Genomic DNA, 25,842 nt, shown 5'->3' on the forward strand with positions numbered 1-25,842 from the left:
CTCGTACCCCATGGAAAGCCTGTTTCCGGTCGTCGTCTTCCTGGCGATCGCCACCCTGGGCGCTGCGCTGGCCCGCCGGCTCGGTCTGCTCGCGCCGATCGTGCTGGTCGTACTCGGTCTGGCGCTCTCCTTCGTGCCGGGCTTCCCGCAGGTGGAGCTCGACCCGGAGTTGGTGCTGGTCGGCATCCTGCCGCCGCTGCTCTACGTCGCCGCGCTGGAAACCTCGGTGCCCGCGTTCAAGAACAACATCCGGCCGATCCTGCTGCTCGCGGTCGGCCTGGTGCTGTTCACGGCGTTCGTGGTCGGGTTCGTGCTGCACCTGCTGCTGCCGCAGCTGCCGTTCGCGATCTGCCTGGCCCTCGGCGCGGTGGTCGCCCCGCCGGACGCCGTGGCCGCAACGGCGGTCGCCCGGCGGGTCGGTCTGCCCCGGCAGGTCGTCACCATCCTGGAGGGGGAGAGCCTGGTCAACGACGCCACCGCGCTGGTGCTGCTGCGAGTCGCGACGCTGGCCACGATCGGCTCGGCGGTCGGCACGGCCGAGGTCGCGATCGAGGTGTTGCGGGCCACTGGTGGCGGCATCCTGATCGGGGCGCTCGGCGCGTTGGTGTTCGGCTTCTTCCACCGGAGGATCAACGACCCGCTGCTGGACAACGCGCTGTCGTTGATCATCCCGTTCGCGGTGGTGTTCACGGCCGAGGCGGTGCACTCCTCCGGTGTGGTCGCGGTGGTGGTCACCGGGCTGGCGCTCGGCCACAAGCTGCCCCAACTGCTGTCGGCGGCCTCCCGGTTGCAGGTCGGCGCGTTCTGGCGGCTGGCCCGGTTCCTGCTGGAGGGGCTGGTGTTCCTGCTGGTCGGCCTCCAACTGCGGGAGGTGCTGCGGGACCTCGACGAACCGATCGGCTCACTCACCACGATCACCCTCGCGGTGCTCGCCACGGTCTTCCTCACCCGGTTCGTCTGGCTCTTTCCGGCCACCTACCTGGCCCGGCTGGTGCCTCGGATCCGCCGCCGGGACGAGGCCCCGTCGCCGAAGTTTCCGATCATCATCGGCTGGGCCGGGATGCGGGGCGTGGTGACCCTCGCCGCCGCGCTGGCCCTGCCGCTGACTCTGGCCGACGATGAGCCGTATCCCAGGGCGTTGTTCATCTGGCTGGCCTTCGCGGTGATCGTCTTCACCCTGGTCGGCCAGGGTGCCACGCTGCCGTTGGTCGCCCGCCGGTTGAAGCTGCCGCAGGACGATCCGGTGCAGGACGCGCTGTCCGCGGCCGGTGTGCAGCAGCAGGCGAGCCGGGCCGCCCGGGATCGCCTCGACGAGTTGGCCGAGGGTGCCCCGGAGGCGGTGGTGGACCGGCTGCGCCGAGCGGTGGAGGACCGCACGAACATGGCCTGGGAACGGCTCGGTGGCGCTGAGCGGGAAACCCCGTCGCAGGCGTACGGTCGGCTGCGACAAGAGATGATCGACGCCGAGCGGGACGTCTTCCGGGCTGCCCGGGACGCCGGTCGGATCCCGGAGGAGGTGTTGGTGCGGGCCTATCGTGACCTGGACCTGGAAGAGTCGTTGCTGCGGGAGGTCGAGAAATGAGCTGTCAGCACCTGACCGAGGCCGGTGCCGCCGAGGCGCGTACCCCCGACGAGTGCGCGGACTGCGTCGCCATCGGCGACACCTACTGGGTGCACCTGCGCACCTGCCTGAGCTGCGGACAGGTCGGCTGCTGCGACTCGTCGCCGAACCAGCACGCCAGCAAGCACTACGAGTCCACCGGTCACCCGGTGATCCGCTCGGCGCAGCCCGGCGAGGCATGGCGCTGGTGCTACGTCGACGAGGAGATCGGCTGACCGATCCGGCTGCGGCCGGACGGCGTACACGTCGAGGTCGTCGTGGGGGACGGCCTGGTCAGCCATGTGCTAGCGCGCGCCGGGTGAGCGCGGGACTGGCCAGGCCCACCACGGCGAAGAGCGCTCCGACGGCCAGCCAGCCGGGCACGCCACCGTCGAGCACCACCAGCGTCAGCAGGGCCGGGGCGACGGCGCGGGCCAGACCGGCGAGCATCCCGTCGGCCCCCTGGTAGGCGCCGATCGCGTCCGGCGGCGCGAGATCGTAGGCCAGTCCCGCCCCGGCGGTGCCGTGCCACAGGTCGCCGACGGTGTAGACGACGGTGGCGAGCAGCAGCAGCGCGACCGCCGCAGCGGTGGGCAGGCCGGCGGTCACGGCGTACAGCAGCATCGCCGTGGCCAGCACCAGGCCGGCTCGGCGCATCTTCCGGGCGGCCGGCGCGGCGGTGTCCGCGCCCCGACTCAGCCGCACCGCCAGCAGCACGGTGAGCACGGTGTTGGTCAGCAGCACCGCGGACACGATGGGCGGGGGTGCGCCGAGCAGGTTCACCGCCCAGAGCGGCACCACCAGCGTGAGCACCGTCTGATGGAGGGCGAGCACCGCCGACGCGCCGCTCACCGCGAGGAAGCGGCCGTCACGCAGCGGCCGCCCCCGGCGGAGGGCGGCGGCCGTGGACGGACGCGGGGGTGGGGCAAGGGCCGGCAGTCGCATCAGCAGGGCCGCCGACACCAGATAGGTGGCCGCGTTGCCGACAACCAGGATCTGGTACGCCAGCCGCGTATCGGCAGCCAGCGCGACCCCGGCCAGCCCCGCCCCGGCCGCGATGCCCAGGTTCGCCACCGCCCTCAGCGTGGCGAAGGCGTGCACCCGCCCCTGCGGACCGGCGACGGCGGCCACCAGCGCGGCCCGGACCGCCAGGTTGCCCGAGACCAGCAGCGCGTCCAGTGTGGCCACCAGCAGAAAGACCGGAAACGAGCCCACCAACAGGTACGTAACGGCGACGGCGGCCTGCGCCAGTTGAAGGACCGCCCGGAGGGTCCGTGGGTCGCGGCGGTCGGCCAGCCCGCCGAACGGCACGCTGGCGGTGAGGCCGACCAGCCCGGCGAGGGTCAGCCCCAACCCGACCTCGGTCGGGCTCAGCCCGACGATGCGGGTGAGGTAGAGCGCCGAGCCGGTGACCCACAGCCCGGCGCCGACCGTGTTGGCGAGGGTGGCCAGCGACAGAGTGCGCAGTCGGCCGGGTGGCGGGAACGGCGACAGTGACCGCCAGCGGCCCGACCGGTCGCCGGATCGCGTCGCCCCGGTCTCGTGGCCCGCCACGGTCCGACTCTAGGTCGTTCGTCGAGTTCGGTGGGGCCCGCAGGGGACCGGCGAGCCCGAGGATCGGCATCGAGCCAACCCGATCCGGCGAGCGCGGTGGCCGTCGGCGTGCGACCGCGTCGCAGTGGTGCGAACCGCTGCCCCACCGTTGCCGCACAAGCATTGACCAACAATCGTTGGCCAACATATCTTGGCTAAATGCCTACCCCGCATCCGAAGCAGATCACCGACCCGCGGGCGTTGCGCGCGCTCGCCCATCCGATCCGGCTCAGGTTGCTTGAGCTGCTGCGCGTGGACGGCCCGGCAACCGGCAGGAAGCTGGCAGATCTCACCCGCGAGTCAACGGCCTCGATCAGCTACCACGTCGGCCAACTGGTGAAATGGGGTCTCGTCGAGCAAGCCCACGATCTGCGGCGTGGCCGGGAGAAGCCCTGGCGAGCGACCAGCCGAGGGATCACCTGGACCGCAACCGGGGACGGGTCGCCGGAGTTCGCGGCCGCCTCACGGGCATTGCGGGAGCAGTTCATCGTCCGGGGGATCGCCGCGTTGAATCAGTTCCACCGTCACGAGGACGAGTTCGAGGTCACGTGGCAGGAGGCGGCCTGGCTCGGCGCGGACATGGGCTACCTCGACCCCACCGAATTGTCCGAGGCGACGGAACGGATCAAGGCCGTGATCGCGGAGTACACCGACACCGCACGGCCCCGCAAAGAAGGCGCTCGGCAGGTCGCGTTCTTCGCCTACGCCGTGCCCACGTACGAGGGTCCGAGCTGATGCTGCGCACGCCGGGCCTGTTCGCACTGTTCACCGCGAAGTTGCTGTCGACATTCGGATCCTGGCTGACCCTGCTCGCACTGCCGTGGTTCGTGCTGGTCACCACAGGCTCGCCGGTGCAGATGAGCCTCGTCCTGGCCGCCGAGTTCGTGGGCGTGGTGATCGTCGGTCTGTTCAGCGGCAGGCTGGTCGCCGTACTGGGCGCACGGCGAACCATGCTGATCGCCGACGCCGCCCGGGTGCCGCTGATGGCGTCGATTCCGTTGCTGCATCTGGCCGGTGGGCTGACCCTCCCGATCCTGCTGATGGCGTCGTTCGGGCTCGGCGTATTCACCACGCCGTACGTCTCGTCGCAGCGGCTGATCCTGCCCGAACTGCTGGGTCCCGTGCGGAGCGCGGACGAACGACTCGTCGGCCGCGCCAACGGCCTCGTCGACGCCGCCACCAGGATCGCCGCGCTCGCCGGTCCCGCCGTTGGTGGCATCCTCATCGCGCTGCTCGGCCCTGCGCAGGTCCTCTGGATCGACGCCGGAACCTACTTCGTGTCGTTCCTGGTCCTGCTCGTCTTCGTGCGGCCACCCGCGAACGGTCTCGCGCGGGGACCAGGGAAGCACCCCGCGAAGGGCGGTCTGCGCCAAGTGCTGAGCGACCCCCCGCTGCGTCTGTTCGCCGCCGCGCTGACCCTGGTGACGCTCACGATTACCGCGATCTTTCTGTGCCTACCGGTGCTGGTTCTGAACGACCTCGGTGGCGGACCTCGCACGCTGGGCCTGCTCACCGCGGCGAACGGGGCCGGGCTCGCGCTCGGCAGCTTGATCGCGGTCACCGCTCTGGCCCGGATGGGCACCACCGCCCTGACCGCGGCGGCGGTACTGCTGTGCGTGCCGCTGTGGCTGCTGCTCGTCCAACTGCCGTTGGCTGTGGCCGTTGGGTTGTTCCTCAGCGGGCTGGCGACTCCGGTGCTCGCGACGACACTCATCACGCGATTCACGGTGCGCACCCCGCCTGATCAGAGGCCGCATGTTCTGGCTGCGGTAACGAACACCGAGAACCTTGCCGGGTTCGTCGGTGCCGTGGCCACTGGACCGGCGCTGCAGTTCGCCGGCGTGCGCCCCGTCCTCGCCACCATCGCGGTCCTTGCGGGCGCGGGCGCCGCGATCTTCGTTCGAGGGCTACGAGTGTCACCGGTCGTTTCCTTCGCGTCACCGTAGGGGGCCCGTGCGCGGTGTGGCGTGTACGGCTGGTGGCCGCCCAGAGGGAGCGGCCACCAGCCGTACCGGTCAGGAGAGCGAGCAGGCTGCTCCGTTGACGGTGACCAGGCCTGGGTCGGGGTTGGCCCCGCCCGCGGTGGTCGCGTTGAAGCCGAACGTCACCGTGCCGCCGGGCGCGATCTTGGCGTTGTACGACTCGTTGCGCGCGGTCACCGTCGCGCCGGCCTGGGTGACCTTCGCCAGCCACGCCTCGCGGACCCGCTGGTCGCCGGTGAACGCGAACCGCACGCTCCAGCCGTTGACGGTCGCGGCACCCGTGTTCTGGATGGTCAACTGCCCGGTGAACCCGGTGCCGCCCTGCCAGGCGCCGTAGTTGGTGTATCGCACCGCGCAGGTGGTGGCCGGCACCGCCCCGGCGTCACCCTGGTCGGCCAGGAACGAGGAGATCCAGGCCAGGGCCGAGTTCCAGTTGACCGCCACCTCGTTGGTCGCGTACGAGTTGATGTCGTCGACGTAGCAGAACATCGGCGCACAGCCGGCGAGCAGTTGCGCCGCGAACGGGTCCTGGAGGGCCGCGTTCGGGCCACCGGCGAGGGAGCCGGCAGGCGGTCGGGGCAGGCTCGGGTCGAGCTGGTGGCCGAAGATCCGGCTGTGCTGGTTCTGCGCCGCGTGCTCGCCCCAGCCGGTGACGTAGGAGATGTTCAGGGCATTGCGACCAAGGATGTAGTCCATCGCCTGCACAGCGCCGTCCCGGTAGGTGGCGTTGCGGGTCAGGTCGAAGGCGGTGGCCAGCACGACGGCGTTGTTGATGACGTTGCTGTTGCCACCCCAGAAGTAGCTGTTCGGGTCCCCGGGCATCGGCAGCCCGTACGCCTGTCGGCGCAGCTCGGCGAGGTACGCGTCGGCGGCGGCGGTTACCGAGGCGCGGACCCGGGCCAGATCGGCGGCGGGCAACCCGTTCGGCACGGTGGCCAGGTCGAGGCGGCCCAGCGCGGCGACGCTCTGCCAGCCGAAGCCCTGCGGGGTGAACACGTCAGCGGTGTGGTGCGGCGAGGCGGTGAGGTCGGTCAGGTAGTTCTGCGCCCCGGTGGTCAGGTACAGCTCGACCGCCGCCCAGTAGAACTCGTCGGTGACGTTGGTGTCGTCGTACGCGCCGCCGCCGGTGCTGTCGCTCGGGCTGGCGTACACCGCTGGGTGGGCCTTGGCCGCGCTGTAGGCCGTCTTCGCGGCAGTGGCGCAGCGGCCCGCGAAGGCCGCGTCGTAGGGGGCGTAGAGCCGCGCGCACTGGGCGGCGGTGGCGGCCAGGTTGAGGGTGGCGGCGGTCGAAGGCGGGTGCAGCTCACGCGGCTGCGGGTCGTCGTGCGGGGCGAGCGGCAGCCCGGTCCAGTTCTGGTCGTGGATCTTGTGGTGGACCATGCCGGCCAGTGGCTTGCCGGCCGGCACCTGCATGCGCAGCAGGAACTCCAACTCCCAGCGGGCCTCGTCGAGGATGTCCGGCGCACCGTTGCCGCGTTCGGGAACCCGCAGGGTGTTGTCGCCCAGCGCTGCGCCGCCGGCCGCGGTGGCCGCCGTCTTGGTCCGCTCGAAGGTGTTCAGCAGTTGGTAGGTGGCGATGCCGCCGTTGACCACGTACTTGCCGTGGTCGCCGGCGTCGTACCAGCCGCCGCGCACGTCCAGCGAGTAGTCGCAGACGCCCGGCTGGCAGGGCACGCTGGTGTCGCCCTGGTTGGGTGCCACGCCGAGGTGCCCGGCGGGGCGGGCGTACTCGTCGCCGATCAGGTCGCCGTCGATGGCGATGCCGCTGCGCTGGGCGTAGAAGAACTGCAACGAGTCGGAGCGCAGTTGGTTGTAGAGGGCGCCGGAGATGTCGAACGGGTGGCTGGTCTCACCGTCGACGGTGAGCGTCAGCCCGCTGCCCGGGGTGCGGTAGCTGGAGAAGTCGGCCGTCTGTACGTTCTGCCCGGAGGCGGCGTCGACGCCGCGTGTGGTGGTGGTGCCGCTGGCCACGACAGTGCCGACGGCCGAGCGTAGCTGCCAGGGCATAGGTTCGGTGGCCGCGGTGACGACGGTGGCGTTCTTCGGGCCGCCGGGCAGGTAGCCCACCTGGTTGACGCGCACCCGTGGCCCGGTGTCCGGCACGTACGGCTCAGGTGGCTCGCCACCGCGCAGCGAGACGTCGTCCAGGCAGATGGTCTGCGCCTCGGCGGCGCCGCCGACCTGGAAGATCAGTTGAGCGTTGGGGTTGTCGTCCGGGACGGTGAAGGTCTGCTCGACCCGCTGGGCGGTGCCGGTGGCGGCGGCGTCCACGGCCGCGTACGTGGTGTACGGGGCACTGCCGAGCTGCAGTACGGCCTTGATCGCGCCGCCGGGGGTGGCGGAGACGGCGAAGCCGAGGGTGTATTCGGCACCCGCGATCAGGGGTACGCCGTCCTGGCCGATGCCGGCGTCCCACGGGTTGGCCAGCCCGCCCGCGACCGTGGTGCAGAGCCGGCCGTCGGTGACCGCGAGCGGTCCGGTGCCAAAGGAGAACCAGGGGCTCACACCGGCGCTGAAGTCGCCGTTGTCGATCTGCTCGGGGGCGTCCGGTGGTGGGTCGGCGTGGGCCGCGCCGGCGCCGGCGCCGGTGAGGGCCAGGATGGTCGCCGCGGCGAGCAGGAGGCGGCGTCGGGATGGCGTCACGGGGAGTCCTTCCGGGACGGATGCGGGACGGTGATGGTGGCGGATAGCTGGGAGCGCTCCCAGGTATCGGCTCGATGTTTCCAGCGCCGGTCCGTCATGTCAATTGATCTGGTTGGATGGGTTGTGGCATTCGACGAGGGCGGCCAGCCCGGCGGGTACGCCGCGACGCGTCGACGCGTGGACGTGAGATTGGCCGCGCCACGCGCCGTGGTCCCGATCTCCTAGAGACAACTGCGCCCTTCGCCTGGCAGGCTGCCACCCATGACCCTGAAGCTGCGTTCCGTGGGAACGAGCGACCGTGGGCTGATCCGCAGCGGAAACCAGGACGCCCTGCACGCCGGAACCTGGCTCGTCGCCGTCGCCGACGGCATGGGCGGGATGGCCGCCGGTGACCTGGCCAGCGCCCTCACCATCGACGCGATCGCTCCGCTGGACGTGGAGACCCCCGAGGACGCCCTGGTGGCCGCGCTCGAGGGTGGCATCGCGCTGGCCACCTCCCGGATCCAGCAGGCGGTCGCCGAGGATCCCGAGCGCCAGGGCATGGGCACCACGCTGACCGCCCTGCTCTTCGCCCGTACCGGAAGCTGTCTGGCCCTCGCGCACGTCGGCGACTCCCGGGCCTACCTGTTCCGCGAGGGCGTGCTCAAGCAGGTCACCCGTGACGACACGTTCGTGCAGATGCTGGTGGACCAGGGCGTGATCACCCCGGACCAGGCCAGCAGCCATCCGCGCCGCGCGGTCGTCACACAGGCGTTGCAGGGCGACGAGGTCACCCCGTCGTACGCGACGATGGTGCCCCGGGCCGGCGACCGGTGGCTGCTGTGCAGCGACGGCCTCTCCAACGTGGTCCGTCCGGACACCCTCACCGAGGTGCTCACCGGCTACCCGGACCGGGGGGCCTGCGCCGGCAAGCTGATCGACCTGGCGCTGCACGCCGGTGGGCCGGACAACGTCACCGTCGTGGTGGCCGACGTGGTGGAGGAGTAACCGGCGTTCAGCGCCGACGTGGCGTGGCCCGCCGGGTGGGTGTCGCGGTTCCCGGGTCCTCTGGCCACGGATGCCGGGGATAGCGACCGCGCAGCTCGGAGCGGACCTGCGGATAGCCGGTACGCCAGAACGAGGCCAGATCGGTGGTGACCGCCACCGGCCGGCTGGCAGGGGAGAGCAGGTGCAGCAGCACCGGCACCCGCCCGTCGCCGATACGGGGGGCCGCCGCCCAGCCGAACGTCTCCTGGAGCTTCACCGCCAGCACCGGTGCCGCCGGGTCGCTGTAGTCCACCCGGATCCGAGAACCACTCGGCACCTCGATCCGCTCCGGTGCCAGTTCGTCCAGCTGGGCGGCCTGCTTCCACGGCAGCAGCCGGCGCAGCGCCGACGTCACGTCCACCCGCGCCAGGTCGGCGCGGCGCCGGGCGGCGGCCAGCTCCGGGCCCAACCAGGTCGGCGCGGCGTCGAGCAACGCCTCGTCGCTGACATCCGGCCACTCGGCGCCCAGGTGGTGCCGGCCGAACGCCAGCCGCTCGCGCAGTGCCCGCGCCGCCGGTGTCCAGGGCAGCAGTCCCAGCCCTTCCTGGCGCAGACCGGTCAGCAACGCCGCGGCCACCTCCGCCCGGTCCGGCCGGTCCAACCGCCGCTGGAGCAGCTCGATCGCGCCCAGCCGGGTCACCTCCCGTGCCACCACGTCCCCGTCGGACCAGCCAACCTCGCGGCTCGTGCGGAGCAGCGGGCCGGCCGCCTCCCGGGCCGTCGCCTCGTCCAGCGGCGAGGCCCGGCGGATCCGGGCCGACGGGGCGCCCGGGGTGCGGTCCGCGACGGCCACCGCCAGCCAGTCGGACCCGGCCAGCCCCGACCCGGCCGCCAGCTCCGCGGCGGTTCCGCCAGTCATCAGGTACGCCGACCCGCCCGGCCGCCGCACCCGGGCCAATCGTTCCGGGTACGCCAGTCCGACGAGCAGCCCGGCGGCGAGATCGTCGCTCAGCCCGGTGGAGTCGGTCCGCTCGGTGGAGTCGGCCCGTCCGCCGGTTGCCGGTCCGGCCGCTCGGCCGCCCCGGCCGGATCTGGTGCGGCCCCCGGGCGGGGTGTCGACGGGCAGCGCGGCGCGCAGCCGACGGACCTCGGTGCGCCAGCGGGCGGTCGCGCCGGCGTCGACGCCGCTGCGCAGCCGGCGCCAGCCGGCGACCAGGTCGTCACCGGGGCCGGCCGCGCTCTCCTCGGCGAGCAGGGCGACCACCTCGGCCGCCCGGTCGGCGCCGACCCGACCGGCGCCGTCGAGCAGCGCCCTCGCCAGCCGTGGGTGCGCGCCGGCGGCGGCGATGGCCCGACCTCGCGCGGTGATCCGACCGTCGGCGTCGACCGCGCCCAACGTTTCCAGGGTGTCCCGGGCCACCGTCATCGCGGCGGTCGGTGGTGCGTCGGGTAGCGCGAGCCCGACGCCATCGGGCCGACCCCAGGCGGCCAGCTCCAGCGCGAAGCCCGTCAGGTCGGCGGTGGCGATCTCCGGTTCGGCTCGGGCGGGCAGCCGCTCATGGGTCGCCGCGGACCAGCACCGGTAGACGTACCCGGGGGCCTCCCGGCCGGCCCGGCCGGCCCGCTGGGTGGCGGCGGCCCGGGAGACCGGCACGGTGACCAGCGCACCCAGCCCACGGGCCAGGTCGATGCGGGGCACCCGGGACAGCCCGGCGTCCACCACGACCCGCACGCCCGGGACGGTCAGGCTGGTCTCGGCCAGCGCGGTGGCCAGCACGACCCGGCGGCGATCAGCGGGACGCAGGGCCGCATCCTGTTCGGTGCCGCGTTGACGGCCGTGCAGCGGCAGCAGCGCAACGGTGTCCCGCAGGTCGGCCAGCCGGCCGATGACCGCCGCGATCTCACCGGCCCCGGGCAGGAAGACCAACACGTCGCCGTCGCGCTCGCGCAGCGCCCGTCGGACGGTGGCGGCCACGTGGTCGAGCAGCGCCCGGTCCACCGGCCCGGCCCCGGGCGGAGCGATCGGGCGCGCCGTCGGCACCCAGATCCGCTGGACCGGGTGCAGCGCCGAGTCGGCCCGTACCACCGGGGCCGGGGCGGGCCCGCCCAGCAGCGCGGCGAACCGATCGGTGTCCGGGGTTGCGGACATCGCCAGCAGCCACAGATCCGGCCGGAGTGTGGCCCGTGCTTCCACCGTGAAGGCCAACGCGAGGTCCGCGTCGAGCTGTCGTTCGTGGCACTCGTCGAGCAGCACCGCGCCCGTGCCGGGCAGCTCCGGATCGTGGTGCAGCCGCCGGACCAGCAGGCCGGTGGTGACCACTTCCACCCGGGTGGCCGGGCCGACCCGGCGCTCGCCGCGGACCGCGTAGCCGACCCGCTCACCGACCCGCTCACCGAGCAGTTCGGCCATTCGCCGAGCGGCGGCACGGGCCGCCACCCGGCGGGGTTGGGCGATCACCACCCGACCGGTCACCCGGTCGGCCACCGCCAGCGGCGCGAGGGTGGTCTTCCCGGTGCCCGGCGGAGCCACCAGGACGCCGGCGCCGGCCGCGTCGAGTGCCGCGACCAGCGCCGGCAGCACCGGGCGTACCGGCAGGTCCAGGGTTACGTCGGAGAGCACGGGCCCAGTCTCGCACCGGTGTGGGTGCCTCAGTGGCGACGGACCTCACCGACGCCGAGCACGAAGGCCCGCCAGGCCGACGGGCCGAAGGTGAGCACCGGGCCGGAGCGGTCCTTGCTGTCCCGGACGGCGGCCTGACCATCGGGTGTCGCGACCTCCACGCAGTTGCCGTTGCCGCTGCTGCGAGTGCTGGTGCGCCAGTCCGCCCGGGTCGGGTCGTGCTCCGTCATCCGCGGTACCTCTCGTCTGCGTCGGCGTGCCGCAGAAGCGGTCACGCAAAGTTACGAGAAGCCTGCTCTAGACGGATCAACGACGCCGCCGGATCGAGCGCCAACTGGCACAGCTCCTCGTGCAGAAGGCTATACCGGAGCACCTGGTCGACATCCTCCAGCGCCAGTCCCATCGTGAGGTTATCCAGGTAAATGACGGACGCGTCGGCGGCATCGGCGAAGTTGAGGATCACGTACGGGGTGCTCATCGCGGGATGGCCGCCAGCCGCGAATGGAAGTACCTGAATTACTACGTTGGGTAACTGCGCGATGCGACTCATGTGGACCAGCTGCTCGGCCATCACCGCAGCGCCGCCGACGGGGCGCAGCAGCACCGCCTCATTGAGAACGACCGATAGTTGGACCGGGTCCTCGCGGCGCAGCACCTCCTGTCGGTGCAGTCGGGCGGCGACCTTGCGCTCCAGGCCGTCCTCGCCCGCGGTGCGCCGGAAGATCTCCCGGGCGTACGCCTCGGTCTGCAGGAGCCCGGGCACCGACTCCGCCTCGTACGTGCGCAGCGCCGCCGCCTCGGCCTCCAGGCCGACGTAGAACTCGAACCACTCGGGCAGTACGTCGCTGTAGTTCTGCCACCAGCCGCGCTGCTGTGCCCCGCGGGCGATCTCGATCAGCGCCTCGGCGTCCGCCCCGGTCACCTGGTAGAGCGCGAGCGCCGCCCGGACGTCGCGCGGTTTGATGCCGATCTGCGCGTTCTCGATCCGGGAGAGATTGCTCTTCGACATGTCGAGCTGGCGGGCGGCCACATCGAGGGTCATGCCCGCGCGTTCCCGGAGCTGGCGGAGCTCTCTGGCGATGCGTCGGCGGCGCACGGTCGGGCTGGCAGCGGGTCGGATGGCGGGGGTGGCGGTCACCGTCCGAGTCTGCCACGACAAGATCCGCAGGTCGCGCCTGTACGGAGTGCAACTTTCAAATCTGGGAGTTGCATTGCAGTAGCTGTCGGTGCATCCTTTCCCGGTCGCGATCACTGTGGACACACCTGTGCGGGAGGACCGTTGCTCATCGCCGACGAGTTCTTTTTGATCGCGCACAACGACAGTCGTGGCAAGGCCAAACTGCACCCGGCGGCGACCGGGCTCGGACTGGCCGGCGGGCTGCTCGGCGAACTGATCCTTTATGGACACATCACCGTCTCGGGCGGGCAGGTCAGCGTCATCGACCGGCGCCCACCGGCTGACGCGCTGGCGCACACCGTGCTCGACCAGCTGATCGGCGAGTCCCAGCACCAGGAGCTGCGCACCTGGCTCAGCTTCCTGGCGCAGAGCGCGACGACCTCGGTGGGGGAGCGGCTCGCCCGCGCCGGGGTGCTGCGCCGCCAGGAGAGCCGCCGGCTGATGCGCACATCGGTCAGCTATCTCCCGATCGACCTCAACGCCGTGGCCTGGCCGGCCACCCGGCTGCGGGCCCTGCTGGACCGGCCCGACCCACCGAGCGTGCCGGACGCGTTGCTGCTCGGTCTGGTCGTGGCCGCCGGGTTGACCCGTGAGGTGCTGTGGAGCGCCGGACCACGCGCCCACCACCGGCTGAGTGTCCTCATCCCCGCGCTGCCGGCACCGCTGAAGGAACTCGTCGGACACACCGAGGCCGCCGTCGGCGCCGCGGTGCTGCGCGGCTTCCCCTGATCCCCCGGTAACCCCCAACCCTCACCTCGACGACCGGAGTAGTCGTATGCGCCCGACATCGACAGTCGACAGACCCAGCAACGTCTCCGAATCTCTCGCCCGGGGCCGCCTCGGCATCCCCTCGGTCATCTTCTTCGTGCTCTCCGCCGCCGCGCCGCTGACCGTGGTGGCCGGTGTCGTCACCACCGGGTACGGCGTCGTCGGCGTGACCGGCATCCCGCTGGCCTTCCTGGTGGTCGCCGCGGTGCTCGCCCTCTTCTCGGTGGGCTACGTGGCGATGTCCCGTCAGGTGGAGAACGCCGGTGCCTTCTACGCATACGTCTCTCGCGGCCTGGGCCGCCCGGCTGGCGTGGCCGCTGCCTGGGTGGCGCTGACCGCGTACAACGCGCTCCAGGTTGGGCTCTACGGGACCATCGGCGTCGCCGCCGAGCCGGTGCTCGACCGGATCTTCGGCGGGCACCCGCACTGGTCGATCGTCGCCCTGGTGGCGTGGGCACTGGTCGGCGTGCTCGGCCTGCTCCGGGTGGACCTCAACGGCCGGGTGCTGGCGGCGCTGCTGATCGCCGAGATCGTGGTGGTCCTGGTCTTCGACCTTGGCCAGCTCGGCAACCCGGCGGGCGGCGAGGTCAGCTTCGCCGGGTTCTCGCCGGACAACCTCCTCGTGCCCGGGGTCGGCGCTGTGCTGGTGCTGGCCATCCTCGGGTTCGTCGGCTTCGAGTCCGCAGTGGTGTTCAGCGAGGAGAGCAAGGACCCGAAGCGGACGGTGCCGCTGGCCACGTACCTCTCGGTGGCGATCATCGCCGGGCTGTACGCGCTCTCGTCCTGGACCATGGCCGTCGCCGTCGGGCCGGACAAGATCGTCGCCGAGGCGGGGGAGCAGAGCGTCGGGCTGATCTTCAACCTTGCCGGCGCACACCTGGGGGACACCGCGGTCACCATCGGCCAGGTGCTCTTCCTGACCTCGGTGCTCGCCGCGATGATCTCGTTCCACAACACCACGGCCCGTTACGCGTTCGCGCTCGGCCGGGAGCGGGTGCTGCCGGCGGTGTTCGGGCAGACCTCGCCGCGGACCGGCTCGCCGCGAGCGGCCTCGCTGGCGCAGAGCGTGTTCGGCCTGCTGGTCATCCTGCTCTACACCGTCAACGGCTGGGATCCGGTGATCAAGCTGTTCTTCTGGGTCGGCACCACCGGCGGCTTCGGCGTGCTGCTGCTGATCGCCACCACCTCGGTCGCGGTGATCGCCTACTTCATCCGCTCCGGCGGCGGCGAGACGCTGTGGCGGCGGGTCATCGCACCCGGCCTGGCCACCGTCGCGCTCGTCGTGATCATCTGGCTGGCGGTGTCGAACTTCGCCGACCTGCTCGGCGTCGCGCCGGACTCCCCCCTGCGTTGGGCGCTGCCCGCCGTGTACCCGGTGGTTGCCGCCCTGGGCGTCAACTGGGCGCTGGTGCTGCGGAGTAACCGCCCGGACACGTACGCCCGGATCGGCCTCGGCGCGGCGAGCGCCGCCTCCGTCGTCAAGCCGGAGGCGCCGCCGGCCAACGTGGAGGCGAACCGATGAGCGTGGTCATCGAGCAACTCGGACCGGAGGAGACCGGCCTGGTGGCCGGCCGGATCGCCGAGGCGTTCACCGCCCTGGAGGTGACGTCCTGGCTGGTGCCCGACGCGAGCAAGCGGGAGGCTGTGCTGGCCGGGGATTTCGAGATCCTGGTCGGGCACGCGATGCGGCATGGCCTGGTCCACGCCACCGAGGACCGGGCCGCGGTCGCGGTCTGGTTTCCGTCGGTCGGTGAGCCGGCTCCGCCACCCGTGGACTACGACGCCCGACTGGCTGCCGCCTGCGGCGAGTGGACCGACCGGTTCCAGCATCTCGATGAACTGTTCGCGGCGAACCACCCCCATCCGGATCACCACCACCTGGCGTTCCTGGCGACCCAGCCGGACCGGCAGGGTCAGGGGTTGGGCACCGCGCTGATACAGCACCACCATGCCTGGCTGGACGCCAACGGGATGCCGGCGTACCTGGAGGCGAGCAGCCCTCGCAGCCGGGACCTGTACGCGAAGTACGGCTACCTGGCCGGCGAACCGTTCCGGGTGCCGGACGGCACGCCGTTCTGGCCGATGTGGCGGGAGCCGGTCGGCCGCTGACGGGACCGGCCGGGTCGGAACGACCCGGCCGGCACGCCCTGCGGCCACGTTGTCACGCTCATGTGACGACGTGGACACGAAAGAGGGCCGGGTCCGCCGACCCGGCCCTCTTTCGGTGAACTGCTCAGTACGTGCCGTCGAGCTGACCGCGCAGCTTGGTCAGCGCCCGAGTCAGCAGCCGGGAAACGTGCATCTGCGAGACGCCGATCTGGTCGGCGATCTGCGACTGGGTCAGGTTGCCGTAGAAGCGCAGCGTGAGGATCTTCTGCTCGCGCTCGTCGAGGGTGGCCAGCGCCGGGCCGAGGGCGACCCGCAGCTCAGCCAGCTCGAACTCGGTGTCCTCACCGCCGAGCATGTCGCCCAGCTCGGTGGCGCGCTCGCCGTCACCGGTCGGCGTGGACAGCGACACCGCGTTGTACGCGCGGGCGCCCTCCAGGCCCTCCAGCACCTCTTCCTCGGTGAGCTTGAGGTGGGCGGCGATGTCGGCGACCGTGGGCGAGCGACCGAGGGTCTGCAGGAGCGAGCTGTTGGCGTCGGAGATGGCCAGCCGCAGCTCCTGGAGCCGGCGGGGCACCCGGATGTCCCAGGTGCGGTCGCGGAAGTGCCGCTTGAGCTCGCCGATGATGGTGGGAATCGCGTACCCGGCGAAGTCGACACCGCGGGACGGGTCGAACTTGTCGATGGCCTTGATCAGGCCGATCGCGGCGGTCTGGGCCAGGTCGTCGGTCGGCTCGCCGCGCCCGCTGTAGCGGTGGGCCAGGTGGTTGGCCAGCGGCAGCCAGGCCTCGATCGCCCGGTCCCGCAGTGCGGCGCGCGACGGGTGGTTGGCGGGCAGCGCGGCCATCGCGTTGAGCAGATCGGCGGCGCTGTCGGTGAGAGCGCGCGGGTCAAGCTTGGTGGTGACCTTCGCAGCGGTGCTCGGCTGCTCGGTGATCGTTGGCGCGGTCATGGGTGGTCCTCCCTGCACCTCGTCCGCGGACAAAAAAAGGTGACGCTTTGGTTTAGCTTCCTATCGGCCGTTCGGGACTCACCTTAACCTGATCGTCTCCCGGAAATCTAGCCGAAAGGCTGATGTACTTAAGGTGTGTTGAACCGCAAAAGGCGCAAACAGGGCGAAAGCTCCGGGCGTTGTGGGGATCCTTACACGTCGTCCACGCCGAGTGGTCAACATGGAATCCGACATCGGGGCAGGAGTGTCGTCTATCCGTCCTTGTCCCGCTGGCGGGACCGGCCTAGCGTCGCGGGTACATACCCGGTTCGGAGGCACCGTGCTCGATCCAGCCGCTCCCCAGCTCGTCGTGAACAGTCGCACGCTCTACGTCAGCTGGCTGCCGGCGGATCCGGACGCGGTCGCCGCACTGGTCCCGCCCGGTCTGTGCCCCCGCCCCGACCACCAGGTCTTCCTCAACCAGTACATCGTCGAGGACGAGACGCAGACCTCCGGCTTCGGCGCGTACTCGCTGACCTACGTCGGCGTCTCGCTGGTCGGCGTCGACGCGCCCGGCGGCCTCAACCCGGGCGGCTGGTGGACCCACTACGTGGCCTCCAGCCGCCGGGTCCGTGAGTACGCTGCCGCCCGCGGTGCCCCGGTGCTCGCCGGCCGGACCCGGATCGAGGTGAGCGGTGAGGCGCTGCTCTCCGAGACGAAGATCGACGGGACGCCGTTGATCCGGGCCCGGTGCCGAGTGGGGGAGACCGGTCACGTGATCCGCAGCGGGCACCACCGCTACTTCACCCGCCGCGACGGCCAGCTCCTCAGCTCGGTCTACCCGTTCGTCGCCGAGCCGGTCGCCCCGTTCGAGATCGAGTCGGTGGAGTTCCTCCAGCCCGGGCACCCGATGTACGCGCTCCGCCCGGCCAACCCGCTGACCATCGGCTTCGGCTACTACTCGCCACGATCCTCGTTCGCCTACCCCGGTGGGCTGAGCGTGCACCCGGTCGTCGCCGCGCCGCAGCCGGCCCGATCGGTTCACCAGGTGCCGGCCAGCCTCGCCCGCAGCGGCCTGCCGTCCGGGTCGTAGACCAGCCGGTACACCGGCAACGCCCAGACGCGGGTGTACCACGGCAGCCGCGCCGGGCGGTGCGGGCGCAAACGACCGGGCGGGCGCTCGCCCACCTGGCCGTCGTCGTACCACTGTTGCAGCGCGTCGGCGGCGGCCGTGACAGCCTCGACGGCGTCCGCCGGATCGAGCAGGTCGGCGTCGTCCGCGCCGTCCGGGTCGCGGTCCAGGTGCTCGCGCCACAGCCGCAGTCGCAGGTCCCGGGCGAAGGCCCGCGCGCCGTCGCCCTGCCCAGCGGGGTCGGTGGGCTCCCGCTCGTCGCGGGTGTCGTCGAGCACCGCGCAGGACAGCTCGCTGTCGTGCGTCCAGGATCGGCGGTTGAAGTTGTCGCTGCCCACGCTGGCCCAGACGTCGTCGACCACGCACACCTTCGCGTGGACGTAGACCGGGTCGCCGACGTGGTTCTCGACGTCGAACACGTGCACCCGGTCCGGTGCGGCTCGCTCACACAGCGACAGCGCCTGCTCGCGCCCGACCATGTTCGGCGGCAGTGCCAGCTTGCCGTCCACGTCCGGGTGCCGGGGCACCACAGCGATCAGGTGCAGCTCCGGGTTGTCCCGCAGCGCGTGCGCGAACAGGTCCGCGACCTCGGCCGACCAGAGGTACTGGTCCTCCAGGTAGATCAGCCGGCGGGCGCGGCGTACCGCCTTGGTGTAGCCCCGCGCCACGGTCCGCTCGCCGTCGGGGGCGAACGAGTAACGCGGGCGGACGGCGGGGTAGGTGCGCAGCACCTGGATCTGGTGCGGGCCGCAGGGCGGCGGATCGGCTGGTTGCTCGGGCAGCGGGTCGGGGCGCAGGTCCGCGCCGCGCAGTCGATCCCGCAGGTAGGCCATCGGGTTCTCCGAGTCCAGTGGCATCGGGTCGGTCCAGCGTTCCCGGAACAGGGTGTCCAACGCGCCGACCACCGGGCCACGCACCGCGAGCTGCACGTCGTGCCAGGGCGGGTGAGGGCCGTACCGGGGGGACATCTGTACCGGCTGCGGGTCGCCGTGGTGCGCGGCGTCGTCGCGGCGGCTGTGGCACAGGTCGATCCCACCGGCGAACGCGATGTCCCGCTCCGGGGAGCCCTGGTGCCGAAGCACCACCAGCTTCTGGTGGTGTGAGCCGCCGCGCCGGACCCGTTGGTCGAGCAGCACCTCGCCGCCCGCCGCCGCGATCGTCTCGCTGAGGTCGCGGTTCTCCGCCTCGCTGTAGGCCAGCACGTCGAGGTGCGAGCGCCAGATCAACCCCTTGACCACCACCCCGCGCTGGGCGGCCTGGGCGAAGAGCTGGGCCACGGTCGGGCCGTCCGGGCGTAGCCGCTGGTCCGGGTCGCCCCGCCAGTCGGTGAAGAACAGATGGTCGCCGGAACCCAGCGCCTCCACCTCGTCGACCAGCCGGTCGAAGTAGGCGGCACCGTGAATCAGCGGCTCAGCGAGGTTTCCCGTGGTCCAGACGGGTAACCCGGAGACCGGGTTGGCGCGTTCCTGAGCGGTGAGGAACCAGTCCTGCAATGGCAACGTCCAGCCCCCTGGAGGTCGGCAACGTCCTCACGGTAGGGCCCCCGACACGGGTCCGCACGCCAGGCCGGAAGACCGGTGACCTGGCCAACGCCATCGGAAGCGACGCGACAACAGCCGAGGAGACCACACCATGCCCCGCGACACGACGAATCCCGTGACCGAGTACCGCGAGCCGGCGGTGGAGAGCGAACGGGGTGCGCTGGTAGCCGTGTTGGTGATGGTGATTCTGGGAGTCGCCGGGATTTTTGTGGTCTCCTGAGGCGGCGCTGGCGCCGATCTCAGCGGTTGGCCGTGGGTCAGGGCCGAGTGCCCTGACCGCCGGTGTGTGGCAGCCGCTCGGTGGGGATCACCCCGAGGCGGCCGGCCTGGAAGTCCTCGAATGCCTGGATCAGCTCGTCCCGGGTGTTCATCACGAACGGGCCGTACTGCGCCACGGGCTCCCGGATCGGCTGGCCACCCATGATGTAAAGGTCCAGCGCAGGGGTGTTGCTGTCCTGCCCGGTGTCGGCGCTGAACCGCAGCGCGTCACCCGGACCGTGCACCGCGAGCTGGCCGGTGCGCACCGGCCGCCGGTCGGTGCCGACCGTGCCGCGTCCGCCGAGGACGTACACCAGGGCGTTGAACTCGGGCTGCCAGGGCAGGTCGACCTGCGCCCCCGGCTGCACGGTGACGTGCGTGATGGTGATCGGGGTGAAGGTCGAACCCGGGCCGCGGTGCCCGGCGAGCTCACCGGCGATGACCCGGATCAGCGCGCCGCCGTCGGGCGTGGTGAGCAGCGCCGACTCCCGACCCCGGATGTCCTGGTAGTGGGGCGGGTTCATCTTGGCCGAGCGGGGCAGGTTGACCCAGAGCTGGGTGCCGTGGAAGAGCCCACCGCTCATCACCAGGTGCTCCGGCGGGGCCTCGATGTGCAACAGACCGCGGCCGGCCGTCATCCACTGAGTGTCGCCGTCGGTGATGGTGCCGCCGCCACCGTGCGAGTCCTGGTGGTCGAAGACGCCGTCGATGATGTAGGTGACGGTCTCGAAGCCCCGGTGCGGATGCCACGAGGTTCCCTTGGGCTCGCCCGGCGCGTAGTCGACCTCGCCCATCTGGTCGAGGTGGATGAACGGGTCCAGGTCGGTGGTCGACACCCCGGCGAAGGCTCGACGGACCGGGAAGCCCTCACCCTCGAAGCCGGTGGGTGCGGTGGTCACCTTGCGGACCGGGCGGAACGTGGTGGACTCGTCCAGCCGGGGCAGGCGGGGCAGGACGAGAACGTTGTCGACGGTGATCGCGGGCATCGGAGGTTCCTAACTCGTGGCGTGGGTGGTCGAGCTGGCCCGGGATGCCCGCAGGCGGTCACCGATCCGGCCGAAGACCCGGGTGAGGCAGGCGACCTCGGCATCGTCGAGGTCGTCCATCAGGTAGGTGCGCACCGATGCCAGATGGTGCGGTGCGGCTTCCCGCAGGGCGAGCAGCCCGGCGGCGGTGAGCACCGCCTCGCTGCCGCGTCGGTCGTCGGGGCAGGGCTCCTTGCTGACCATGCCGCGGCGCTGCATGGAGGAGATCTGGTACGTGAGTCGGCTGGGAGAGAAGATGAGTCGGCTGGCCAGCTCGCCCATCCGTAGCCGCTGCCCCGGTGCTTCGGAGAGCAGGACCAGCACGTGGTAGTCGGCGAAGCTGAGGTCGCTGTCCGCGCGTAGGTCCTCTTCGACCTGGGTGTAGAGACGCTGGCTTGCCTCGATGTAGGCGCGCCAGGCGGCCTCTCGGGTGCTGTCCAGGCTCTCGGTCACGTTCCCGACGATAGCACTCGTACAAATTTTAACTAGTGCCACATTGGGCGGGCGGGGCCTGGTGTGATGTGCCAGACTCCGGCCTCGTGGAACACGTGGAACTCGCCGCTGCCGACCTGTTGTTGCGTCCCTGGCGGGACGAGGACGCCCCGGCGGTGCGCGGTGCCCTGCGCGACCCGGCGATCGCCCAGTGGAATCCGCAGGGTGGCGGCCCGATCGACGACGAGGTCGCGCTGCTGTGGGTTCGCCGCCGGGCCGACTGGTCCTCCGGCGGCCACGCCTCGATGGCGGTGACCTCGGCCGCCGACGGCGAACTGCTGGGCTCGGTGTCGCTACACCGCATCCACGAGGGCGACGCGTCCATCGGCTACTGGACGATGCCGGCGGCGCGCGGGCGCGGGGTGGCGGTGCGCGCTGTCGTCCGGCTCACCGACTGGGCGTTCGCCGACCTCCGGCTGCACCGGGTGGAGTTGTGTCACGCGGTGGCAAACCCGGCCTCCTGCCGGGTCGCCGACCGGGCTGGCTACCCCGCGGAGGGGACGCTGCGCGAGTCGTACCAGTACGGCGACGGTCGCCGCTACGACGAGCACCTGCACGCCCGCCTGGCCACCGACCGTCAGATCACTCGTTGACCTTGCGGAGGAATGCCGCGAGGGTGGACCTGACGCGGTCGATCCTCTGCGGGAGGGGCAGCGGCTCGGGCATGGGAGGCCCGGCCTGCTTCTTTCCCCGCAGATAGAGCGAGCAGGCCAGGTCGGAGCACATGTACGTGCCGACGGAGTCGCCCTGCCGTCCACCCGGACCGGCCTTGCGGGCGGTCATCAACGAGACGCCGTCGCCGAGGTGCGTGGTCAGGCAGAGCGAGCACATGCTTCTCCGCACGCGCCCGATCTGGTGCGTCGCGGCCCGCAGCACCACTCCGACGAGCTTGCCGTCGGTTTCGGCGAGCAGATAGGCCCGCTGCGGTGCCGCTGGGTCCCGCCAGCCGAGGAAGTCGAGGTCGTCCCAGGGGCGCGCTGCAAGATCGTTCGGTACGGCCAGCCGCTTCGCCTCACCCTTGGTGCAGTTGACGAAGGACGTGCGGATGACGGATTCGGTCACGGCTAACATAGGTAATAGACTAGCCATCTTAGGCAAACCATTAATAAGGCTAGGTTGGGGTGTGCGGCATGGCACGTGCGGGGGTGACCGCCGAGCGCCTGACCCTGGCCGCGGCGGAGCTGGCAGACGAGATCGGCATGGCGAACGTGACCGTCGCCGCGCTCGCTCGCCATTTCGGCGTCAAGGACGCCAGCCTGTACTTCCACATCAGGAACGGGCGGGACCTGCGGGTCCGGGTGGCGCTGCTGGCGCTCGGGGAGCTGGCCGACCGGGTCGCCGCCGCGCTCGCCGGCCGCGCCGGCAAGGACGCGCTGGTGGCCTTCGCCAACGCGTACCGCGACTACGCGAGGCAGCACCCCGGTCGGTACGCCGCCATGCAGATCGACCTGGACCCGGAGACGGCCGCCGCGAGCGCCGGCGTCCGGCACGCCGAGATGACCCGGGCGATCCTGCGGGGTTACCGGCTCTCGGAGCCCGACCAGACCGACGCGGTACGGATGATGCACAGCACGTTCCACGGGTTCGTGAGCCTGGAGACGACCGGCGGCTTCCGCCACACCCCGCGTACGGCGGACGACTCGTGGTCGCGCACCCTGGACGCTCTCGACGCCGTTCTGACCAACTGGCCGCCGCAGTGAGATCCCACGGCGCGACGGCATAGGCTCGGTGGCGTGGATGATCTGGAGCTCGCCGACTGGCGGGAGCGGGTGGCCAGGCTGTACCTGTCCGACGTCGACCTGACCGGGTTCCGTGCCGGCCGCGACGAACTCTTCGCCAGCCACCCGCAGAGCCCGATTCCCCCGGCGGAGCGTCCCGACTTTGCTGGGGTGCGCTACTTTCCGGCCAACCCGGATGCCGTGGTGGAGGCAGCGCTGCGCCCGGCCAGCGGCGAGCTGCGAGTCGACACCGGCGGCCCGGACGGCGTGGTCGCGTACCGGCGGGTGGCGGTGGCCGAGGCCCCCTGGGGGCCGCTGACCCTGTGGTGGATCGAGGCGTACGGGGGCGGGCTGTTCGTACCGCTGCGCGACGGCACCTGCGGGCGGGGGACGTACGGGGGAGGCCGGTACCTCACCGACACCGTGAAGGGCACCTTCGGCCGGGGCGTCGAGCTGCTGCCCGGCGACCGAGTCCGGCTGGACGCCAACTACCTCTACAACCCGAGCTGTGCCTACGACGACCGTTGGGCCTGCCCACTGGCGCCACCGGAGAACCGGGTCGACGTCGAGATCCGCGCCGGCGAGCTGGCGTACCACGACTGAACGGCCGCCCGCCCCGAGTGTTGCCGGGACGGGCGGTCGGTCGTCGCTCAGCGGGCGTCCGTGGCCGAGCTGGGCATCTGCATCCGACCCAGCAGCTGCCGGGCCTGGTCGGCGAGTTGCGCGTCGACGGTCACCGCGTACTGGCCGGCGCGCAGTGAGCTGGCCGAGGTGAAGTCGCGCTGCCCGCCCGTCATCGCGTGGGCGACCGCGCCGAACACGGCACCCCAGATCGCACCGATGACCAGCCCGACCAGGATCACCGCCAGCCAGTTGCCGACGGTGAAGATGCCGAACAGCAGGCCGATGAAGAGCCCGAACCAGGCACCGGTGCCGGCGCCGAGCAGGCCGGCTCGTCCGGTGGTCATCCGCCCGAGCACCGTTTCCACCAGGGTGAGGTTGGTGCCGACGATGGCGCTGTGCTCCACCGGGAAGCGGTTGTCGGCCAGATAGTCGACGACCCGCTGCGCGGCCGGATAGTCCGGGTACGAGCCGATCGTCACGGTGGGCGGGCCGGTCTCCGGCCCGCGGCCGTCACCTGTCGGCGTCGACAGGCGGCCGGCCGGCCCGGCTGGAAGCAGGTCGCCACCCTGTGTGCCGGACCGCCAAGCGGCGGTCGGCCCCGAAGCTGACGTCATGAGCATCCTCCCTCGTCAGCCTGCCGGGTTCCCGTCCACGCCGACCGGTAACGCCAGCCAGCACGGTGAATGCGGTCCCCTCCTGGGGAGAATGCGCGCGGTCGGCCCGGGTAGCCAGTCAGGTGGAGAGCGGACAGATCAGCGACTACGGGTTCCTCGCCGACGGCCGCAGCGCGGCGCTGGTGGACCGCTCGGGCTCGGTGAACTGGTGGTGCCCGGGCCGCTTCGATGCGCCATCGGTGTTCGCGCGACTGCTCGGCGAGGGCGGCGGGCACTGGTCGATCCGCCCCGAGGGGGACTTCACCGTCGAGCGCTGCTACCTCGACGACACCCTCGTGCTGCGGACCGTCTTCCGCACCAGCCAGGGGGAGGTGGCACTGACCGACGCGCTCGCCTTCGAGCCCGGCGCGCGTGGGCACGACATCGGGCTGCACTCGCCGCAGGTGCTGGTCCGCAGCGTGCAGGGCCTCTCCGGCGAGGTGCCGATGCGGGTGCACTACCGACCCCGCTTCGAATACGGGCGGACCACCGCGTACCTCGTCGAACGGGACGGCACGCTGGAGGCCATCGCCGGGGCCGCCCGGCTCACGTTGCGGGGCAGCGTGCGGCTGAGCTGCAGCGACGCCGAGGCCACCGCGACGTTCACCGCCCGCGCCGGCACGACCCACAACTTCTCCCTCGGGTACGCCCCGACCTACGACGCCCCGGCACCAGAGGTGCCGGACGCCGACCGGACCATCGCCGACACGGTCGACGGGTGGCGCTCCTGGGTCCGGCAGCACGAGTACGACGGCCTCTACGGCGAGCAGGTCCGGCGCAGCGCGCTGGTGGTGCAGGGCATGACATACCGGCCCAGCGGCGCGGTGGTGGCCGCGGCGACCACCTCGCTGCCGGAGAAACTCGGCGGCGACCGGAACTACGACTACCGCTACGTCTGGGTGCGGGACTTCAGCCACACCCTTCGGGCGCTGTGGCGGTCGGCGTGCTTCGACGAGGTGCGGCGGCAGTTCGCCTGGTTGGGTCGGGCGATGGGCATGATCAACGACCAGCCGGTGCCCATCATGTACGGGGTGCTGGGGGAGCGGGACCTCACCGAGCACCGCCTGGAGCAGCTCGGCGGTTACCGGGACAGTCCGCCGGTGATGATCGGCAACGACGCGTGGCGGCAGCGGCAGACCGACATCTTCGGCGAGGCGTTGGATGCCGCCTGGCTGATGCGCGACAAGCTGGAGCCGTTCGACCCGGAGGTCTACCACCTGCTCCGGGTGCTCGCCGACCAGGCTGTGCAGGACTGGAAGCTACCGGACGCGGGGATGTGGGAGGAGCGTGGAATCCAGCACCACCACGTGTCCTCGAAGGTGCAGTGCTGGGTCGCCCTGGATCGGGCGGTCCGCTTCGGCGACCGGCTCGGCCAGCCGCAGGACGTGGCCCGCTGGGCCGCTGCCCGCGACGAGGTGCACGCCGCCGTGTTCGAACGGGGGTGGAACGACCGGCTCGGGGCGTACACCGGGAGTTTCGATTCCGACGACATGGACGCGTCCGTGCTGGTGATGCCGTTGGTGGGGTTTCTACGGGCCGACGATCCGCGGATGCGCTCGACGATCCGTGCCGTGGAGGAGAGGCTGTCGCACGACGGCCTGCTGCGGCGCTGGGACGGTGACCCGGCGGGGTTCGTCATCTGCTCGTTCTGGTTGGTGGGTTGCCTGGCGCTGGCCGGTGAGCGGGACCGGGCGCACAAGTTGTTCGACGCCCTGGCTGGTCGGGTGAACGACCTGGGTCTGTTCGCCGAGCAGATCGACCCGCTGACCGGGGAGCAGTTGGGCAACTTCCCGCAGGCGTTCTCGCACATTGGCCTGATCAACGCTGCCGGTGTGCTCACCGACGTCGAGCGGGACCCGGCGCTGCGCGACTGCGGTATGCCTCCGGCACACTTCACCCCGACGCGCGGCTGAGCCGTACTTTCATCCAGATGTTGGCATCTTTCTATCTATTGAAGCGAAGTTCTATCGCCTTCCAGTGAAAGACGTTAATGTCCGGGACACCACGGTGCTC

General features: G+C 71.5%; 25 protein-coding genes. 14 read left to right on the forward strand and 11 right to left on the reverse strand.

Features of this window, described 5'->3' with window-relative positions:
- Positions 1-10: 10 nt before the first annotated feature.
- Positions 11-1,582 (forward strand): Na+/H+ antiporter, encoded by a 1,572-nt coding sequence (locus tag ABZT18_RS09945; RefSeq protein WP_354993855.1) that lies wholly within the window; start codon positions 11-13, stop codon positions 1,580-1,582.
- On the forward strand, positions 1,579-1,836 hold the full coding sequence (locus tag ABZT18_RS09950) for a UBP-type zinc finger domain-containing protein (protein WP_354993854.1): 258 nt from the start codon (positions 1,579-1,581) through the stop codon (positions 1,834-1,836). Before ABZT18_RS09945 ends, ABZT18_RS09950 begins: the two co-directional genes overlap by 4 nt.
- 58 nt (positions 1,837-1,894) lie before the next feature.
- Here ABZT18_RS09950 and ABZT18_RS09955 read toward each other — a convergent pair whose 3' ends face one another.
- Positions 1,895-3,094, reverse strand: coding sequence for an MFS transporter (locus tag ABZT18_RS09955; RefSeq protein ID WP_354994056.1), 1,200 nt, complete (start codon positions 3,092-3,094; stop codon positions 1,895-1,897).
- Positions 3,095-3,352: 258 nt separating this feature from the next.
- Here ABZT18_RS09955 and ABZT18_RS09960 point away from each other — a divergent pair, with 258 nt between their 5' ends.
- Complete coding sequence (locus tag ABZT18_RS09960; protein ID WP_354993853.1) at positions 3,353-3,928, forward strand: winged helix-turn-helix domain-containing protein; 576 nt, start codon at positions 3,353-3,355, stop codon at positions 3,926-3,928.
- On the forward strand, positions 3,928-5,139 hold the full coding sequence (locus tag ABZT18_RS09965) for an MFS transporter (protein ID WP_354993852.1): 1,212 nt from the start codon (positions 3,928-3,930) through the stop codon (positions 5,137-5,139). Before ABZT18_RS09960 ends, ABZT18_RS09965 begins: the two co-directional genes overlap by 1 nt.
- Positions 5,140-5,208: 69 nt before the next feature.
- Here the strand turns inward: ABZT18_RS09965 and ABZT18_RS09970 are convergent, their stop codons facing one another.
- Positions 5,209-7,818 carry a glycoside hydrolase family 9 protein gene (locus ABZT18_RS09970; RefSeq protein ID WP_354993851.1) on the reverse strand — a complete coding sequence of 870 codons (2,610 nt, stop codon included), beginning with the start codon at positions 7,816-7,818 and terminating at the stop codon, positions 5,209-5,211.
- A gap of 261 nt (positions 7,819-8,079) precedes the next feature.
- On the opposite strand from ABZT18_RS09970, the gene ABZT18_RS09975 reads away from it, so the two are divergent.
- Positions 8,080-8,805 (forward strand): protein phosphatase 2C domain-containing protein, encoded by a 726-nt coding sequence (locus tag ABZT18_RS09975; protein ID WP_354993850.1) that lies wholly within the window; start codon positions 8,080-8,082, stop codon positions 8,803-8,805.
- Positions 8,806-8,812: 7 nt separating this feature from the next.
- Here the strand turns inward: ABZT18_RS09975 and hrpB are convergent, their stop codons facing one another.
- The 3 genes from hrpB to ABZT18_RS09990 are packed head-to-tail and all read right to left on the reverse strand — an operon-like array spanning position 8,813 to position 12,500.
- Complete coding sequence (gene hrpB / locus ABZT18_RS09980) at positions 8,813-11,404, reverse strand: ATP-dependent helicase HrpB (RefSeq protein ID WP_354993849.1); 2,592 nt, start codon at positions 11,402-11,404, stop codon at positions 8,813-8,815.
- 29 nt (positions 11,405-11,433) lie between these two features.
- Positions 11,434-11,634, reverse strand: a complete 201-nt coding sequence (locus tag ABZT18_RS09985) for a DUF397 domain-containing protein (RefSeq protein WP_354993848.1) — start codon at positions 11,632-11,634, stop codon at positions 11,434-11,436.
- 41 nt (positions 11,635-11,675) lie between these two features.
- Entirely contained in the window at positions 11,676-12,500 is an 825-nt protein-coding gene (locus ABZT18_RS09990) for a helix-turn-helix transcriptional regulator (protein ID WP_354994055.1), read from the reverse strand.
- A 183-nt stretch (positions 12,501-12,683) separates the two neighbouring features.
- Between ABZT18_RS09990 and ABZT18_RS09995 the strand changes: the two genes are divergently transcribed.
- Genes ABZT18_RS09995 through ABZT18_RS10005 form a run of 3 tightly spaced genes read left to right on the forward strand, consistent with a single transcriptional unit; the run spans position 12,684 to position 15,458 of the window.
- Positions 12,684-13,310 carry a GPP34 family phosphoprotein gene (locus tag ABZT18_RS09995; RefSeq protein WP_354993847.1) on the forward strand — a complete coding sequence of 209 codons (627 nt, stop codon included), beginning with the start codon at positions 12,684-12,686 and terminating at the stop codon, positions 13,308-13,310.
- 46 nt (positions 13,311-13,356) lie between these two features.
- Positions 13,357-14,871, forward strand: coding sequence for an APC family permease (locus ABZT18_RS10000; protein WP_354993846.1), 1,515 nt, complete (start codon positions 13,357-13,359; stop codon positions 14,869-14,871).
- Entirely contained in the window at positions 14,868-15,458 is a 591-nt protein-coding gene (locus ABZT18_RS10005) for a GNAT family N-acetyltransferase (RefSeq protein ID WP_355250954.1), read from the forward strand. The genes ABZT18_RS10000 and ABZT18_RS10005 overlap by 4 nt, the downstream gene beginning before the upstream one ends.
- A 124-nt stretch (positions 15,459-15,582) precedes the next feature.
- Here ABZT18_RS10005 and ABZT18_RS10010 read toward each other — a convergent pair whose 3' ends face one another.
- On the reverse strand, positions 15,583-16,407 hold the full coding sequence (locus ABZT18_RS10010) for a SigB/SigF/SigG family RNA polymerase sigma factor (protein WP_354993844.1): 825 nt from the start codon (positions 16,405-16,407) through the stop codon (positions 15,583-15,585).
- Between the two features lie 319 nt (positions 16,408-16,726).
- Here ABZT18_RS10010 and ABZT18_RS10015 point away from each other — a divergent pair, with 319 nt between their 5' ends.
- A complete protein-coding gene (locus ABZT18_RS10015) occupies positions 16,727-17,479 on the forward strand; it encodes a hypothetical protein (protein WP_354993843.1) in 753 nt (250 codons plus the stop codon).
- Here ABZT18_RS10015 and ABZT18_RS10020 read toward each other — a convergent pair.
- Positions 17,428-19,017, reverse strand: a complete 1,590-nt coding sequence (locus ABZT18_RS10020; protein WP_354993842.1) for a phospholipase D-like domain-containing protein — start codon at positions 19,015-19,017, stop codon at positions 17,428-17,430. The genes ABZT18_RS10015 and ABZT18_RS10020 overlap by 52 nt on opposite strands.
- Before the next feature lie 133 nt (positions 19,018-19,150).
- Between ABZT18_RS10020 and ABZT18_RS10025 the strand changes: the two genes are divergently transcribed.
- Positions 19,151-19,279 (forward strand): hypothetical protein, encoded by a 129-nt coding sequence (locus tag ABZT18_RS10025; protein ID WP_354993841.1) that lies wholly within the window; start codon positions 19,151-19,153, stop codon positions 19,277-19,279.
- Positions 19,280-19,316: 37 nt separating this feature from the next.
- On the opposite strand, the gene ABZT18_RS10030 is transcribed toward ABZT18_RS10025, so the two are convergent.
- Together ABZT18_RS10030 and ABZT18_RS10035 are read right to left on the reverse strand one after the other, a co-directional pair.
- A complete protein-coding gene (locus ABZT18_RS10030; RefSeq protein WP_354993840.1) occupies positions 19,317-20,303 on the reverse strand; it encodes a pirin family protein in 987 nt (328 codons plus the stop codon).
- Between the two features lie 9 nt (positions 20,304-20,312).
- Positions 20,313-20,795, reverse strand: coding sequence for a MarR family transcriptional regulator (locus tag ABZT18_RS10035; protein WP_355250957.1), 483 nt, complete (start codon positions 20,793-20,795; stop codon positions 20,313-20,315).
- 86 nt (positions 20,796-20,881) lie between these two features.
- Between ABZT18_RS10035 and ABZT18_RS10040 the strand changes: the two genes are divergently transcribed.
- Entirely contained in the window at positions 20,882-21,427 is a 546-nt protein-coding gene (locus tag ABZT18_RS10040) for a GNAT family N-acetyltransferase (RefSeq protein WP_354993838.1), read from the forward strand.
- Here ABZT18_RS10040 and ABZT18_RS10045 read toward each other — a convergent pair.
- Positions 21,417-21,905: an FBP domain-containing protein gene (locus tag ABZT18_RS10045; RefSeq protein WP_354993837.1), complete on the reverse strand. Its 489-nt coding sequence runs from the start codon at positions 21,903-21,905 to the stop codon at positions 21,417-21,419. The two genes, ABZT18_RS10040 and ABZT18_RS10045, sit on opposite strands and share 11 nt — an antisense overlap.
- A gap of 59 nt (positions 21,906-21,964) precedes the next feature.
- Here ABZT18_RS10045 and ABZT18_RS10050 point away from each other — a divergent pair, with 59 nt between their 5' ends.
- Positions 21,965-22,534, forward strand: coding sequence for a WHG domain-containing protein (locus ABZT18_RS10050; RefSeq protein WP_355250960.1), 570 nt, complete (start codon positions 21,965-21,967; stop codon positions 22,532-22,534).
- A gap of 33 nt (positions 22,535-22,567) precedes the next feature.
- A complete protein-coding gene (locus ABZT18_RS10055; protein ID WP_354993835.1) occupies positions 22,568-23,155 on the forward strand; it encodes a DUF1684 domain-containing protein in 588 nt (195 codons plus the stop codon).
- 47 nt (positions 23,156-23,202) lie between these two features.
- On the opposite strand, the gene ABZT18_RS10060 is transcribed toward ABZT18_RS10055, so the two are convergent.
- Positions 23,203-23,790 (reverse strand): general stress protein, encoded by a 588-nt coding sequence (locus ABZT18_RS10060; RefSeq protein ID WP_355250963.1) that lies wholly within the window; start codon positions 23,788-23,790, stop codon positions 23,203-23,205.
- A gap of 122 nt (positions 23,791-23,912) precedes the next feature.
- On the opposite strand from ABZT18_RS10060, the gene ABZT18_RS10065 reads away from it, so the two are divergent.
- Positions 23,913-25,742 (forward strand): glycoside hydrolase family 15 protein, encoded by a 1,830-nt coding sequence (locus ABZT18_RS10065; RefSeq protein ID WP_354993833.1) that lies wholly within the window; start codon positions 23,913-23,915, stop codon positions 25,740-25,742.
- Positions 25,743-25,842: the final 100 nt, after the last annotated feature.

Source organism: Micromonospora sp. NPDC005291 (genome assembly GCF_040607415.1).
In the GTDB taxonomy this organism is placed as follows: domain Bacteria; phylum Actinomycetota; class Actinomycetes; order Mycobacteriales; family Micromonosporaceae; genus Micromonospora.

Bases quoted from the DNA above. Each gene is read 5' to 3' on its own strand.
- ABZT18_RS09945 (WP_354993855.1), top strand. From the start codon at position 11: ATGGAAAGCCTGTTTCCGGTCGTCGTCTTCCTGGCGATCGCCACCCTG.
- ABZT18_RS09950 (WP_354993854.1), top strand. From the start codon at position 1,579: ATGAGCTGTCAGCACCTGACCGAGGCCGGTGCCGCCGAGGCGCGTACC.
- ABZT18_RS09960 (WP_354993853.1), top strand. From the start codon at position 3,353: ATGCCTACCCCGCATCCGAAGCAGATCACCGACCCGCGGGCGTTGCGC.
- ABZT18_RS09965 (WP_354993852.1), top strand. From the start codon at position 3,928: ATGCTGCGCACGCCGGGCCTGTTCGCACTGTTCACCGCGAAGTTGCTG.
- ABZT18_RS09975 (WP_354993850.1), top strand. From the start codon at position 8,080: ATGACCCTGAAGCTGCGTTCCGTGGGAACGAGCGACCGTGGGCTGATC.
- ABZT18_RS09985 (WP_354993848.1), bottom strand. From the start codon at position 11,634: ATGACGGAGCACGACCCGACCCGGGCGGACTGGCGCACCAGCACTCGC.
- ABZT18_RS10000 (WP_354993846.1), top strand. From the start codon at position 13,357: ATGCGCCCGACATCGACAGTCGACAGACCCAGCAACGTCTCCGAATCT.
- ABZT18_RS10005 (WP_355250954.1), top strand. From the start codon at position 14,868: ATGAGCGTGGTCATCGAGCAACTCGGACCGGAGGAGACCGGCCTGGTG.
- ABZT18_RS10010 (WP_354993844.1), bottom strand. From the start codon at position 16,407: ATGACCGCGCCAACGATCACCGAGCAGCCGAGCACCGCTGCGAAGGTC.
- ABZT18_RS10025 (WP_354993841.1), top strand. From the start codon at position 19,151: ATGCCCCGCGACACGACGAATCCCGTGACCGAGTACCGCGAGCCGGCG.
- ABZT18_RS10030 (WP_354993840.1), bottom strand. From the start codon at position 20,303: ATGCCCGCGATCACCGTCGACAACGTTCTCGTCCTGCCCCGCCTGCCC.
- ABZT18_RS10045 (WP_354993837.1), bottom strand. From the start codon at position 21,905: ATGTTAGCCGTGACCGAATCCGTCATCCGCACGTCCTTCGTCAACTGC.
- ABZT18_RS10050 (WP_355250960.1), top strand. From the start codon at position 21,965: ATGGCACGTGCGGGGGTGACCGCCGAGCGCCTGACCCTGGCCGCGGCG.
- ABZT18_RS10060 (WP_355250963.1), bottom strand. From the start codon at position 23,790: ATGACGTCAGCTTCGGGGCCGACCGCCGCTTGGCGGTCCGGCACACAG.